Source organism: Bacteroides caecimuris (assembly GCF_001688725.2).
GTDB classification, from domain to species: Bacteria; Bacteroidota; Bacteroidia; order Bacteroidales; family Bacteroidaceae; genus Bacteroides; species Bacteroides caecimuris.
In genome coordinates this window covers 4,148,732-4,161,285 of record NZ_CP015401.2, presented here as the reverse complement: position 1 = coordinate 4,161,285, position 12,554 = coordinate 4,148,732, and the positions used below count along the sequence as shown (strand labels likewise).

Sequence of the window (12,554 nt, the reverse complement as noted above, 5' to 3'; positions counted from 1 at the left end):
CCTTTTGCCTTTTTTGTTTTATGTATTGGAGGTATACCTGCTATGGGGATTTTTTTCAGTAACTTTGTCGCTGGGTAATAGACTGTAAATAAAAAATATAGATGTTATGATAAAAGCAATCATGCTCGATGTAGATGGAACATTAGTGAGTTTTGAGACTCATAAAGTACTGCAATCTTCTGTTGAAGCTCTTAAGGAGATTCATGACCGTGGGATTCGAATAGTCATTGCTACCGGTAGAGCGGCAGGCGACCTTCATGAAATAGCTGCTGTTCCGTATGATGGAATTATTGCATTGAATGGAGCTGACTGTGTTTTACCGGATGGCACTGTGATAAGGAGACACCTTATTCCAAAGGACGATTTTAAGAAAGCCATGGAAATAGCAAAGGCTTTTGATTTCGCAGTTGCTATTGAATTGGATGAAGGCGTGTTTGTCAATCGGCTGACTCCGACTGTCGAACGGATTGCCAAAATCGTAGAGCATCCCATCCCCACCGTTGTAGACATTGAAGAACTATTTGACAGAAAAGAGTGTTGCCAGCTTTGTTTTTATATCGATGATGAAATGGAACAGCAAGTAATGCCGCTTCTGTCTAACCTTTCCTTATCACGCTGGCATCCTTTATTTGCTGATGTGAACCTTGCAGGAATCAGTAAGGCAACCGGACTTTCAGCTTTTGCCGATTATTATGGGATTGAAATGACGGAAATAATGGCTTGCGGCGATGGCGGTAATGATATTCCTATGTTGAAAGCTGCCGGTATCGGAGTTGCTATGGGAAATGCATCGGAGCTTGTCAAGGCTTCAGCCGATTTTGTTACTGATACCGTTGAGAATGACGGTTTGCGTAAGGCTTTGAAACACTTTGGAATCATTTAGTATTGATATTCTTATTTCAATATGGAGCACTGTTCCTAATTTTGTAAATTTCATTATTCTGACTGTATAAAAGAAAAATTCCTGTAAGTATTTCACTTACAGGAATTTTTCGTGGGCCATCTAGGGCTTGAACCTAGGACCTCCAGATTATGAGTCTGTTGCTCTAACCAACTGAGCTAAAAGCCCGATGTATCCATTAACTGGATGCGGTGACAAAAGTAGTATTTTTCGTCGAATTATGCAAATTCTTTCGAGAAAAAACTATCATCCTCTGCTTCTAGAACTTATATTTGCGCTTCGGATTCTTGGGGAACCATCCTTTTTGTACCCGTTCTTCCTGTTCGAAAACCTCTTTGATCGTCCAGAAGGAAGAAAACGCAAACACGCCTAATAAAGAAGATAAGATCACATTATCGATACTTAAGGAGGCAATCACACCGGCAATACCGAGTACCAGAAATATCCACCAGCATTTTGTGCCCCAGTAATATTCGGCCTTTACCACGACGGGGTGAAAAAGGCCGATAATCAAAAAGGTACAGATTCCGATGAATAACCCTGCAAGGTGATATTCATTTAGAAACTCCATCACAATTATTTTTCAACGCGGATGGGAATCTCTTTCTTGATACTCTGTTCCAGAGAAATCAAAGTCTCGGTAGCTACTACACCTGGTATTTCTTGCATTTTGTTATTCAGCAAATCCATCAGATGTTCGTTGTCGCATGCATAAAGTTTTGTCAGCATTGTGTACGGGCCTGTAGTGAAATGACATTCCACTATTTCGGGAATCTTTTGTAATTCCGCTACGACAGATTTGTACATAGAGCCTTTTTCCAGCTTGATACCCACGTATGTACAAGTTCTGTAGCCCAATGATTTCGGGTTCACATGGTAACCAGAGCCTACAATGACACCTAGGTCAATCAGTCTTTGCACACGCTGATGAATAGCTGCGCGTGATACTCCACATTCGGCTGCTACGTCTTTAAAAGGGATGCGGGCATTCTGGGAGATAATCTCTAAGATCTGCCTGTCGAGGTTGTCTATTCTTTCCATAATAATAAATTGTAATTTCCTGTTGTTATCAAATAGTAAGCAAATATAGAGATTTATTTTAATTATTCTTCTTTTCCGAGAGAAAAAATAGGAAAAAGCAAAAAAAGAGGCACAAACGTTTTGTGCCTCTTTCCTTTTTCTATTTAGAAAAGAACTTTCTTATTTCTTATCTTTTTCGATGCTCAACAGTTCAACTTCGAAAATCAAAGTAGAGAACGGTTTGATTTGGTTGCCAGATTCTCTTGCACCGTAAGCAAGTTCTTGCGGGATGTAAAGTTCCCATTTAGAACCTACAGGCATCATAGTCAATGCTTCTGTCCAACCTTTGATTACTTGGTTAGCACGGAAAGTAGACGGTTCGTTACGTTTGTAAGAGCTGTCGAATTCTGTTCCGTCGATCAAAGTACCTTTGTAGTTCACTTTCACTTTGCAAGTGTCAGCCGGAATTTCACCTTTACCTTCAGTGATTACTTTGTATTGCAGACCGCTTGCAGTAGTTTTTACGCCTTCTTTAGTCTTGTTTTCAGCAAGGAATTTTTCGTTTTCAGCTTTATAGTCAGCATATTTTTCTTCCAAAGCTTTTGCTTTGATTGTTTCCATAGCTGTACGAGTATATTCTTGAGCTGCTTCCATAGTCATTACGCCGCCTTTTTCCAAAGTACCTGCGATGAAACCTGCCATGAAGTTTTCTTTGCTGATCGTTTTAGTAGAGTCTGTGCCAAACAATTCCTGATTGATACCTTTCATCATCTGGTTGCTGATTTGCTGGCCGATTTGCAGACCTGCCATGTAAGCGATGTCTTTTTTGCTAGTCTTGTTTGCGCCTTCGTTCAAACCTTTGATGAATTCTGCCATGTAAGTAGTATCAACATCCAGACGGCCTGTCAGATAGCCTTTCAGACCTTGAGTCTGAGCCATACCGATAGAATACGACAGTGAGTCGATGTCTGTTTTCAGATTTGCTTTAGGAGCTTGAGCTGTGCAAGAAGCAAGGCTTGCTGCAGCGGCGATTGCCATAAAAATACTAACTTTTTTCATTTTGCTTTGAATTTTTTTATTTATAATACTTCGAGTAATTCTACTTCAAAAATGAGTGTGCTGTGAGGAGGAATCATTTCTCCGGCACCTCTTGCGCCATAAGCGAGTTCTGATGGAATATACAGTTTCCATTTAGAGCCTTCCGGCATCAGCTGCAAAGCTTCCACCCATCCCGGGATTACTTGGTTGACGCCGAATACAGCCGGTTCTCCGCGTTGGATAGAGCTGTCGAACAGTGTACCGTCGATCAATGTACCTTCATAGTGGCATCTTACCTGATCGGTAGCCTGCGGCTTTTTACCTGTTCCTTCTTTGATGATTTCATATTGTAATCCGCTGGGAAGGACCACTACACCCGGTCTTTTTTTGTTTTCTTCGAGGAATGCCTGTCCCTGCTCAATGGCAGCGGCACCCATCTTGGATTCCAATTCTTCGAAATATTTGTTTACTATTTCGCGGGCTTCATTGTGGCTGATAGCCGTCTGATTGCCTTCTAATACATCTTTGATTGCTTGTGCGAAATCATCTACCGCAAGGTTTCCGATTCCCATGCTTGATAAGTTTTGACCAATTCCGAGGCCAATAGCGTAACTGAATTTATCCATATAATGTTTTTTGTTGGCGATTGAAATGTATCACCTTCATGGTTTTAGCTTTCAATCAATTGCAAATTTATGAAACGCAAAAGTACGTGTTTTATTTGAATGATTTAGCATTTGCTATTTAAAAATTCTTATATCTGTGAAAGTTGATCGCTTTTCTTTAAAGTTTCGTATTAGATTAAGCGTAAGAAAGTCTTCTTTTATTCGATGATTCTGATTACATTTGTGTGGCTATTAAAAAAAGAAGGAACAATAATGAAGAATCTGGTAGTTTTGACGGGTGCCGGTATGAGTACCGAGAGCGGGATTAGTACATTCCGGGATGCGGGCGGTTTGTGGGATAAATATCCTGTGGAGCAGGTGGCTACTCCTGAAGGTTATCAGCGCGACCCGGCTCTGGTGATTAATTTCTATAATGAACGCCGTAAACAGTTGTTGGAAGTGAATCCGAACCGTGGACATGAATTGTTGGCGGAACTGGAGAAAAACTTCCATGTAACGGTAGTGACGCAGAATGTGGATAATCTGCATGAACGCGCCGGCAGCAGCCACATCATTCACCTGCATGGCGAACTGACAAAGGTATGTTCCAGCAGAGATCCATATAATCCTCAATTTGTAAAAGAGCTGAAACCGGAAGAATATGAAGTGAAGATGGGAGACAAGGCCGGTGACGGCACTCAATTACGCCCTTTCATTGTATGGTTTGGAGAAGCCGTGCCGGAAATTGAAACAGCTATCCGCTATGTGGAGAAAGCAGATATTTTCGTCATTATCGGTACGTCGCTTAATGTATATCCTGCGGCGGGACTGCTTCATTATGTACCGAGAGGAGCAGAGGTGTATCTGATTGATCCGAAACCGGTAGATACACATACTTCCCGTTCGATACATGTAATTCAGAAGGGGGCTTCTGAAGGAATGGGCGAATTGAAACAATTGTTGGGAGTTTGAGACTTTCTTCTCCGGCAGATAGTCAATTATCTTTTTTGTCCTATATAGAATACATAGCCGTAGTATTCCTTATACTTATTATATAGGCTCTCTTCATGCCGTTGACCGGCGATGAAGTCTGCGGCAGCTTTATTTCCTGCATATTCTTTCAGAAAGGCTTCCTGAACCGGGAATTGGGGAGCATAGAAATGCTCGGTCCAGCAATTTTCCGGTAAGATGAAATGGGCTGTCGGGATATATCCGGCTTTTTCCATTTGTGGCACGTACGCTGATGTACCAGTTGCTTGCGTTGCCTGCAACATTTTAAAGAGAACCAGCTTTACCGGTGAATCACCGCACGGATCACAAACCATATATGATGTGCTACGGTGCCAATCAATCCGTAGTGCTTTGCCATGATGCGAAATCTCTCTTTCAGGGAGGCTTTCTGATTGCGGGTAGTCATTCCTTCATCCAGATAATCGATAATCGTCAGATGGGTATTGTGTAAGGTGCGCGCTTTCTTCATAAGACGGATGCACCAGTCGAAATCGGCTGAAAAACGATATTTCAGGTTGTAAGGCTCCACCAGCGTATGACGAGGAAAGAATGCCTGATGGCAGACTAACATACCCTGTTTGAAACTTTTCCAGGTGAGCGTTTCGGGGGCGGACAATCTGCGCATCCGCAGGAAGTGCCTGTCCTGGTCTACGATAGCAGTTTCTCCATACAGCACATCGGGCAGTTCATTGCCGTTGATGGTATGCACCATTTGTTGCAGTGTGTCGTCTTCGTGAAAACAGTCGCCCGCGTTCAGGAAACAGAGATAATCGCCGCTGGCAAGGGCGATGCCCTTATTCATGGCGTCATACAGCCCTTTGTCCGGTTCGCTGACAACGGTGTGTATGTGCGGGCGGTAGCGGTTGATAATAGAGAGGGTTCCATCCTTGGAAGCTCCATCTACGATGATGTATTCTATATGATGATAGGTCTGTGAAATGACACTCTGAATCGTGTCTTCCAATACCTTTTCAGCATTGTACGTCACCGTAATGATAGAGAACTTGGGAGTAGGATGGACACTATGCATATTTCCCCGTTATTTTATTGTAGACATCTGTATATTTCTTTGCGATGATGCTCTCCGAATAATTGCCCAAGACCTTGCGGCAAGCTTGTGCGGAGAGTTCATCGTATTCCGGTTCCGTCAATATCCAATGGATGCCGTTGGCAAAATCTTCCGAAGATTTGTATTGTGCCACGTAACCGTTGTGCAGGTGGTCGATCATTTCGGGGATACCTCCTACGTTAAAGCCGACACAGGGTACTCCGCACGCCATTGCTTCCATAATCATGTTAGGAAGATTTTCTTCCAGGGACGGGATGGCGAAGAGGTCTACGGCATTGTAGATATTTACTATCTCATGCTCATTCTTGATATAAGGGAGCGGGTAGACATGGAAAGGAAGCTGCTCCTGCAATTGCTGCGACTGGTTGCCGAATACGACTACCCCCAGTGACTCTTTCCATTCCGGATGCTTTTCTGCCAGCAGTTTGCAGGCTTCAATGAGATAGTCGACTCCTTTCCGTTTGTCGGTGATCTTTAGCGAGCCGAACAAAACCAGTTTCTTACCCTCCGGCAACATGAACTTGGCACGTGCTTCTTTTTTGTTCATGGGTTTGAACAGGTTGGTATTAATAGCGTTCGGAATATTGGTGACGCTTTTTCCTTCAAACAATGCGCTGGTTTGTGCTTGCTCCTTCAGCCAGTGACTGCACGTGACGAAATGGATGGGAGCGTAGCTGTATAACTTTTGTTTCTTACGGAAAGTGCGGTAAGATAAATCTTTCCGACTGCCGCCTTTGTAGATGTAAGGGCAGTCGTGACACTCCTGCTGATAGTTCTTGCATTCCCGTGCGTAGTGGCAGATACCGGTACATGGCCACATATCGTGCATGGTCCATACCACAGGTTTGCCGGAGGTGAGTATTTTCCGTATATCTTTCAGCGAGAGCATTCCCTGGTTGACCCAATGCAGATGGATCACGTCGGCTTGGCGGAATTCCGGGAGTGAGGTGATGGCTGTACCTGTGTTGGCGATGTCAACGTCGAACAGATGGTATCGGCGGAAACGATTGGCACTCCAGATAACGATCCGTTCCCACATGAACTTCCATACTTGCAACCAGTTGCTTTTTAAACGGACCACGCTAATTTGGTCGGTCTGCTTGTCGCGCACCAGCATTTTGGCTTTGATACCATTGTTTTTCAGTGACTCCATCAACCGGCTTGCTGCAATGGCTGCTCCTCCTATTCGTTCAGATGTATTTATTATCAGGACTCTCATGGGCAAAAGTTTATGCAAATGTACGGTTTTTAGAGGAAATGTTTGATATTTCCAACAAGCTTTCTGCTATTTCGCGCGAAAAGATCTCGAGGTTGAAGCGTTTTTCTGCCAGTTTGCGTGCATTCTTTCCCATGCGTCGTGCCTCTTCGGGATGGCTGGCGATGTAGCGGATAGCGTCTATCCAGCCTTGTACATCGTTATATTCTACGGTGATGCCAATTTCTTCCTTGTCGATGTCGATTTCGAAGTTGGGGTTGCGTGAGCAGATGACGGGGATGCCGAGGGCAAATGCTTCTACAAGAGTGGTCAGTCCTACGGTGTAGGGGAAGTCCAGGCAGCAGATGACGATGCAGCTTTTGCGGGCTACCAGTTTTCCCAGTTCGTAGGGAATCACTCCGTCGGTATAGTGGATACGGATGGAGTCGGGCACTGAATAGCGGTCGAGTATCTTTTTATAGTTGATGTTGCCGCATGAGACAGCAATGTACAGATCCAATTCCTCGTTGGTTGCCGCGAATGCTTGGAGTAAGGTGTCCACGTCCCGGTTCTCTTTGCCGGTGGAGATAAATCCTTCGGGCTTCCGGTCGGGCATTTCTGCCAACAGATGGTCGTAGAAAGGAAGATCGGGTCCCCAATGTATCAGTTTCAGTTTGTGGGATGGAGCTTTCCGGGTTTTCTGCGAGTCCTGAATCAGTTTCCGGCTGAACAGGAACATTTGATCGATGCCTTTGTAGAAAAGGCGGGAGATTTGTTCGCGCCACGGTTTGGGATTGGTGACGACTGCTGTGTGATGCCAGATGACAATAGGTTTGCGGTACAGCCCCAGCGCACGGAGGAAGATGACAGGTTCTATCCCCCGGAAAGAGGTGGCATAGATCATGTCGTATTTTTCCTTGCAGAAGAGAATCTCTTTGGTGGCGTAAAACATGAGCTTCAGGCGACTGGAGAAATATTTGCATTTGTGCATTACGGAATGTATTCCGTAATTTTCCAGCAGAGGAAGTCCGTATAAAATATGCCCGGGGAATTTATATTCTTTCCATTCCTCGTAACTTTCCCGTGTGAGGCGGGTATGGTAAAAATAAATAGTAAGCAACTTATTTAGTGGTGCTTGTTTCTTTTCAGCCATTTGTTTATTCGGTTTTTGACAGCTTTCATAATGATGGAGAAATTACCGTATTTCAGGTTGAGGAACAGTTCTTCGAACGAACGCCCTATCTTGATCCATGGATGGTCCCAGCCCATGATGCGGTAAACCTTCTCTTTGTAGGCTACGTTTTCAATGACGTAGCGGGGATGCCGCAGCGGAAAGTCCACCTCGTAACGCTTCATGGTGAAGATGCGGCGATAGCCCTTGGGCAGGGTGTGGACCGAGCCGGCGAAATGGGTGGAATCTGCCGTTGCTCCGAGGTTGTTTATCATGTTGCGGGTAGGCACGATGCTTAGTCCGGAGTTGAACAGGATAGAGGCGTGGAAGATGGTTTCATAAAAGGCTTTCTGTTGTTCCCGGTGACGCTGGCACATATAGATAAAGTCGCTCCGGTATTTGCGCTCCTTGATGAGCTGCTTTAGTTGTTGCATGTTGAAGGAGTCGTCCAGGAAACTGTAAAACTCGTCCCATTGGTCGACTACCCGTTTCCAGCTCGCCCATCCCCAGATGGAAAAGGTGGTTGCGAAGAAATAGTCGGATGGCATATCCTGGGTGATTTCTTCGGGGTTGAATCCGGCAATCATGCTGATGCGGGTGTCGTGTTCGTATTTATCCAGCATCTCCTTGCAGAATTGGAAAAAGGAGACGGAGGGCACATCGTCGTCTTCCAATACGATGCACTTGTCGACTTTGGAGAAGGCCCATTTCTGCGAAATGTATTCTGAAGGGTCGCAGCCGAAGTTCTTTTCCTGATAAAGGCGTTCTACTTCGCATTCCCAGTCTATCTGTGATACGATTTCACGGCAGGCTTCTATTCCGGGCAAATCGCGTTCGTTTCGTGCTCCGTCCTGATAGAGGAAGAGCCGGGACGGACGTGCTTTCTTCACTTGCTCGAACACTTGCGACAACTGTTGCGGGCGGTTGAAGAACAGGATAAGTACCGGGACGTCTACTAAAGCGGATTTCATATTCATCGTTCTTGTTTTGGGGTTGTACTGAATGACAGGGCGGCAGGATAGTGGTTGTTCACTTTCTCCTGTTCCTCCTTGGTAAATCGATGCAAGGTCGGGTAGTTGTATCGCAGGAACCCTTCCAGATCATCGGGAGCGGTCACGGTGAGGGGACCGAACTTCACCGGTTGCAGGTGGCGGAGGCTCTCTACGGTCACGTGGTCGGCGGTTGCCATGACGTTGTTGTAGTAGCGGGTGTTTCGCGAGTTGAAACAGCTTTGCACGGATACCAGCATCCGGTAAATTGCTTTTTTAGAGAAAAGAAAGTCGACTATTCTGTTCAGGAGACAGGAGAAGGCTCCCCGGTTGGTAGGGTTCTCTATTTCGCACTTGCCGAAGTGTTTCCACATCCATATCTCTTTTCCCATCAGGCAGCATTTGAGGAAGCCGAGTATGCCGGATTGCATTTGCCGCAGCAGTTTGTTGTCGGGAATCCTGTCGAACGGGAAGATATCTACAAAGATGCCCGGATGCATCGGGACGTTCTTGAACATTTCTTCTACAAAGAGGGTGTTGTTTTTCTTAACCTTCGCGTAGTAATAGGGGGTGTGAGGGTCTGTCTCTATCCATGAAAGGAAGTAGGAGGGACCCAGTTCCCCGGGGGCTACTTTTAAGAATTTGTTGTAATTCTCCCGCGTCATGCCGATGTCTATATCGTCATCCCAGGGGAGAATTCCCTGATCGTAGAGTGCGCCGATGGCTGTGCCGCCTATCACAAAATAGGGGATATCGTGCTTCTGACACACCCGGATGGTTTCTCCCAATATGTCGTAAAGTTCGGCATGTAATAAATCAAGCTCTTCGGCTGTATATTTCTTGTTCATCGGAAATGGTTAATGCACGTTGTCTTGCAAATGTAGTAATTATATTGCTAAGTTACTATAACTTTAAGTTTCCTTGCATAAATTCGGTCGCCACTCGCCCGCGTCTCGGAATGGGGAGGACGGATGCCTGTGGGAAATCCTTGAGCAGACAGTCTGCCGGATGGATCTCCGGATAGAACTTCTTCAACAGGAACAGGCTGGGACCGGTGGTGATACTTCCTATAAAGACGGAAGCATCCATCAATAGCTGTATCGAGCAGAGGAAACGTGCCATTTGTTTCTGTTTCAGCTCTTTGGCGGTCTGCGTGAAAGCGCTGTTGACGTATCCTTGCTCGTTGGGGCTGCAAAGGGTGTACCAATGTATGTCCGGGGCAAGGGTTTGCACTTGCTCGAAGAGGCGGTAGTCGTCGGTCAGTACAAAGACGTCGCGGATGGCTGTTTTTTCTTTGATGAGGCGTATGTAGTGTTCCGGCGGCAGCAGGTTGGTTTCGGTTATCTTGTCTCCTCCGCGTATCTGGCATCCGGCGTATTGAGGCGGAAGTTGCAGGGTGGCGGCAAATTGGCGACATTCCTGTGCGGTGGTGTCGTTGAGTTTCCAAGTGATTTCCGTCAGCTTTTGGAAGGTGTGGAGGTAGTCACCGTCTATTCCCAGTTCGGGGATATGGAAGTGCTGGTTGGGGTTGAACGTCACCTGGAAGTTGAGCAACACCGGTTTGCCATATGTGAAGAAAGCAAGGGTTTTTCCGATGATGTTCTTGCACGTTACTTTCAGTTTCCATTTCAGTAACTTCGTTTTAGATAGTTTTTTGTCTTGCATCAATGCTTGCCATGAAGGCAGGCGATGGGTGTTGTAGGTGTGGTGAAACGGTTCGTGCACTTGCTCGCAGAAAGGTGCGAAACAGTCTTCCCAGCCTTTTTCCCATCCGAAGTTGGCGTCGTCGGAGTAAAGCTTGAACTGTATTTTGTGTTGCAGGCAATAGAGCATTGCATGGAGCATATAGGTATATTCGGTAAAGAATCCGGCGTCTATACCTATGTGATAGATCATCGTCTTTTTGAAAGAACTGTTCAGAAGGCGGTATTTGGTGGCAAGATCATTAGGGTTCATGTGGCTTCTTTTTGATGAAATACTGGATGCTTTCTTTAAAGGTGACCGAACGGCTGCCCCACATGGCGGCTACGTAGAGTGCTGCTGCGAGCACTATCTTGCTTGCCAGGCGGAGATAAATATTCTCGATGGAACGGGTGGAGTAATAGGTGATTACCATGACGGTGGCGGCAATGACAGCGTATGGAAGTATGTCTATCAGCGCATGGCGCAGCTTTAGTCCGATTTCCTGCCATACGAAGTAGTGCCACGTCAGTAGCCACAGTATATTGGTGGATACATAGACGGCGAGCATGGCATAGATCCCGTGTGCGTGGACTAACAGAACGCCTGACAGTAGAATAATGCCGAGCGCTATGGTGTTCCACATATAGATGCGGGATTTTCCTTTGCTGATGATGAGTTGCTGATAGAGGTATGCGATGGGAGTGAAGGCTCCGCTGATACACAGAATCTGCATGATGGATATGCTGGAATACCATTTGTCGGTGATGGTGATGGTAATCAGCTCTTCTGATACGATGCCCAGTCCGAGCATGGCAGGAAACGAGACGAAGGCGGTGAAACGCAGCATTTTGCGGAATACCCGTTTTTGCCGTTCAAGGTCGTCCGACACTTTGGTGAGTACCGGTTGCGCCACTCCGTTTATCATGCCGGATATAAAGAGCTGTCCCATGCCGCACCATTTATTGGCTTGGTTGTAATATCCTACTTCCTTTTCGGTGTAGAACTTGCCCAGTATCACAGAGAACAGGTTGTTGTTGATGTGATTGAATACATTAGTAACCAGTAGCTTCCCGCTGAATCCGAACATTTCCTTAATCGGGGTGAAGCTGAACTGCAAGCTCGGTCGCCAACGGGTGAAATGCCAGTAACAGGCTGTGTTGACGGCTACATAAACGATGCTTTGCGTGGCAATACCCCAATAAGAGAAACCGAAGTAGGCAAGAGTGACTCCGGTGATTCCGGATACGGTAAGCCCGATGACGGAAGACAGGGCACGCTGTTTCACCATCAGGTTTCGCAGAAGATAGGCGCTGTGGGATATTCCCAGGCTGGCTATGAAGAATCCGATGAAGGAATAACGTGCCAGCGGTATCAGTTCGGGAGTCTTGTAAAAATCGGCAATGAGCGGTGCGCACAGGAATAACAGTAGATACAAGGATAAGCTGATGGCGGCATTGAACCAGAAGACAGCATTGTAATCATTGTGTGTCACCTCCTTCTTGTTGACAAGGGCGGCTGTGAAACCGCTCTCCTGTATCGAACTGGCAATGAGGGAGAAGATAGCCAACATTCCCACCATTCCATAGTCTGCCGGAGTGAGCAACCGTGCGAGGAATATTCCGAAAAGCAGGTTTAACAACTGCTGTATGCCGTTGCTGAATCCTCCCCAAAATAGTCCTTTGGCTGTTTTTTCTTTTAGTGACTGATTCTCGCTCATGTTATTTGCAAAAAATAAGGCTGTCTAAAAAGTCGTCAGTCACTCTAACTCCCCTCCTTCGGGAAGGAGGGGTGTCCGAAGGACGGGGTGGTAGGATAAACGAGATTCCTCCTATCTTATTGTAGATGATAGAACCGACTTTGTAGACAGCCTCA

At 45.9% G+C, this 12,554-nt stretch carries 13 protein-coding genes, 1 tRNA gene and 1 pseudogene; 2 read left to right on the top strand and 13 right to left on the bottom strand.

The window, feature by feature from the left end:
• The first annotated feature begins 106 nt into the window (after nt 1-106).
• On the top strand, nt 107-883 hold the full coding sequence (locus tag A4V03_RS18120; RefSeq protein WP_065539827.1) for a Cof-type HAD-IIB family hydrolase: 777 nt from the start codon (nt 107-109) through the stop codon (nt 881-883).
• A gap of 112 nt (nt 884-995) precedes the next feature.
• Here A4V03_RS18120 and A4V03_RS18115 read toward each other — a convergent pair.
• The 5 genes from A4V03_RS18115 to A4V03_RS18095 all read right to left on the bottom strand — a co-directional run bounded on the left by A4V03_RS18115 (nt 996) and on the right by A4V03_RS18095 (nt 3,585).
• Nucleotides 996-1,069 (bottom strand) — tRNA-Ile (locus tag A4V03_RS18115).
• 91 nt (nt 1,070-1,160) lie between these two features.
• Nucleotides 1,161-1,472 carry a DUF4491 family protein gene (locus tag A4V03_RS18110; protein WP_004296605.1) on the bottom strand — a complete coding sequence of 104 codons (312 nt, stop codon included), beginning with the start codon at nt 1,470-1,472 and terminating at the stop codon, nt 1,161-1,163.
• Nucleotides 1,473-1,477: 5 nt separating this feature from the next.
• Nucleotides 1,478-1,942: an Lrp/AsnC family transcriptional regulator gene (locus tag A4V03_RS18105; RefSeq protein WP_004302580.1), complete on the bottom strand. Its 465-nt coding sequence runs from the start codon at nt 1,940-1,942 to the stop codon at nt 1,478-1,480.
• A 159-nt stretch (nt 1,943-2,101) separates the two neighbouring features.
• Complete coding sequence (locus A4V03_RS18100) at nt 2,102-2,980, bottom strand: FKBP-type peptidyl-prolyl cis-trans isomerase (RefSeq protein ID WP_065539826.1); 879 nt, start codon at nt 2,978-2,980, stop codon at nt 2,102-2,104.
• A 20-nt stretch (nt 2,981-3,000) separates the two neighbouring features.
• A complete protein-coding gene (locus tag A4V03_RS18095) occupies nt 3,001-3,585 on the bottom strand; it encodes an FKBP-type peptidyl-prolyl cis-trans isomerase (RefSeq protein WP_065539825.1) in 585 nt (194 codons plus the stop codon).
• 252 nt (nt 3,586-3,837) lie between these two features.
• On the opposite strand from A4V03_RS18095, the gene A4V03_RS18090 reads away from it, so the two are divergent.
• The gene (locus A4V03_RS18090; RefSeq protein ID WP_065540499.1) at nt 3,838-4,536 is read left to right on the top strand and encodes an SIR2 family NAD-dependent protein deacylase; all 699 of its coding nucleotides are present in this window, start codon (nt 3,838-3,840) and stop codon (nt 4,534-4,536) included.
• A gap of 26 nt (nt 4,537-4,562) precedes the next feature.
• On the opposite strand, the pseudogene A4V03_RS18085 reads toward A4V03_RS18090, so the two are convergent.
• The 8 genes and pseudogenes from A4V03_RS18085 to A4V03_RS18050 form a co-directional block, all read right to left on the bottom strand.
• Nucleotides 4,563-4,799: pseudogene (locus A4V03_RS18085) on the bottom strand (SAM-dependent methyltransferase); the annotation flags it as partial.
• Between the two features lie 56 nt (nt 4,800-4,855).
• On the bottom strand, nt 4,856-5,605 hold the full coding sequence (locus A4V03_RS18080) for a glycosyltransferase family 2 protein (protein WP_065539823.1): 750 nt from the start codon (nt 5,603-5,605) through the stop codon (nt 4,856-4,858).
• A complete protein-coding gene (locus A4V03_RS18075) occupies nt 5,598-6,863 on the bottom strand; it encodes a glycosyltransferase family 4 protein (RefSeq protein ID WP_065539822.1) in 1,266 nt (421 codons plus the stop codon). Before A4V03_RS18075 ends, A4V03_RS18080 begins: the two co-directional genes overlap by 8 nt.
• A gap of 10 nt (nt 6,864-6,873) precedes the next feature.
• Nucleotides 6,874-7,992 (bottom strand): glycosyltransferase family 4 protein, encoded by a 1,119-nt coding sequence (locus A4V03_RS18070; protein ID WP_065539821.1) that lies wholly within the window; start codon nt 7,990-7,992, stop codon nt 6,874-6,876.
• Complete coding sequence (locus tag A4V03_RS18065; protein WP_180323284.1) at nt 7,965-8,987, bottom strand: hemolysin activation protein; 1,023 nt, start codon at nt 8,985-8,987, stop codon at nt 7,965-7,967. Before A4V03_RS18065 ends, A4V03_RS18070 begins: the two co-directional genes overlap by 28 nt.
• The gene (locus tag A4V03_RS18060) at nt 8,984-9,847 is read right to left on the bottom strand and encodes a LicD family protein (RefSeq protein ID WP_065539820.1); all 864 of its coding nucleotides are present in this window, start codon (nt 9,845-9,847) and stop codon (nt 8,984-8,986) included. The genes A4V03_RS18065 and A4V03_RS18060 overlap by 4 nt, the downstream gene beginning before the upstream one ends.
• 55 nt (nt 9,848-9,902) lie before the next feature.
• Nucleotides 9,903-10,955, bottom strand: coding sequence for a hypothetical protein (locus A4V03_RS18055; RefSeq protein WP_065539819.1), 1,053 nt, complete (start codon nt 10,953-10,955; stop codon nt 9,903-9,905).
• A complete protein-coding gene (locus A4V03_RS18050) occupies nt 10,945-12,399 on the bottom strand; it encodes a lipopolysaccharide biosynthesis protein (protein WP_065539818.1) in 1,455 nt (484 codons plus the stop codon). The genes A4V03_RS18055 and A4V03_RS18050 overlap by 11 nt, the downstream gene beginning before the upstream one ends.
• Between the last annotated feature and the right edge of the window lie 155 nt (nt 12,400-12,554).

What these genes read in the sequence shown, in the direction of transcription:
- A4V03_RS18110 (WP_004296605.1), bottom strand. Translation starts at nt 1,472, where the DNA reads ATGGAGTTTCTAAATGAATATCACCTTGCAGGGTTATTCATCGGAATC.
- A4V03_RS18070 (WP_065539821.1), bottom strand. Translation starts at nt 7,992, where the DNA reads ATGGCTGAAAAGAAACAAGCACCACTAAATAAGTTGCTTACTATTTAT.
- A4V03_RS18100 (WP_065539826.1), bottom strand. Translation starts at nt 2,980, where the DNA reads ATGAAAAAAGTTAGTATTTTTATGGCAATCGCCGCTGCAGCAAGCCTT.
- A4V03_RS18060 (WP_065539820.1), bottom strand. Translation starts at nt 9,847, where the DNA reads ATGAACAAGAAATATACAGCCGAAGAGCTTGATTTATTACATGCCGAA.
- A4V03_RS18120 (WP_065539827.1), top strand. Translation starts at nt 107, where the DNA reads ATGATAAAAGCAATCATGCTCGATGTAGATGGAACATTAGTGAGTTTT.
- A4V03_RS18090 (WP_065540499.1), top strand. Translation starts at nt 3,838, where the DNA reads ATGAAGAATCTGGTAGTTTTGACGGGTGCCGGTATGAGTACCGAGAGC.
- A4V03_RS18055 (WP_065539819.1), bottom strand. Translation starts at nt 10,955, where the DNA reads ATGAACCCTAATGATCTTGCCACCAAATACCGCCTTCTGAACAGTTCT.
- A4V03_RS18105 (WP_004302580.1), bottom strand. Translation starts at nt 1,942, where the DNA reads ATGGAAAGAATAGACAACCTCGACAGGCAGATCTTAGAGATTATCTCC.
- A4V03_RS18095 (WP_065539825.1), bottom strand. Translation starts at nt 3,585, where the DNA reads ATGGATAAATTCAGTTACGCTATTGGCCTCGGAATTGGTCAAAACTTA.
- A4V03_RS18080 (WP_065539823.1), bottom strand. Translation starts at nt 5,605, where the DNA reads ATGCATAGTGTCCATCCTACTCCCAAGTTCTCTATCATTACGGTGACG.
- A4V03_RS18075 (WP_065539822.1), bottom strand. Translation starts at nt 6,863, where the DNA reads ATGAGAGTCCTGATAATAAATACATCTGAACGAATAGGAGGAGCAGCC.
- A4V03_RS18065 (WP_180323284.1), bottom strand. Translation starts at nt 8,987, where the DNA reads ATGAATATGAAATCCGCTTTAGTAGACGTCCCGGTACTTATCCTGTTC.
- A4V03_RS18050 (WP_065539818.1), bottom strand. Translation starts at nt 12,399, where the DNA reads ATGAGCGAGAATCAGTCACTAAAAGAAAAAACAGCCAAAGGACTATTT.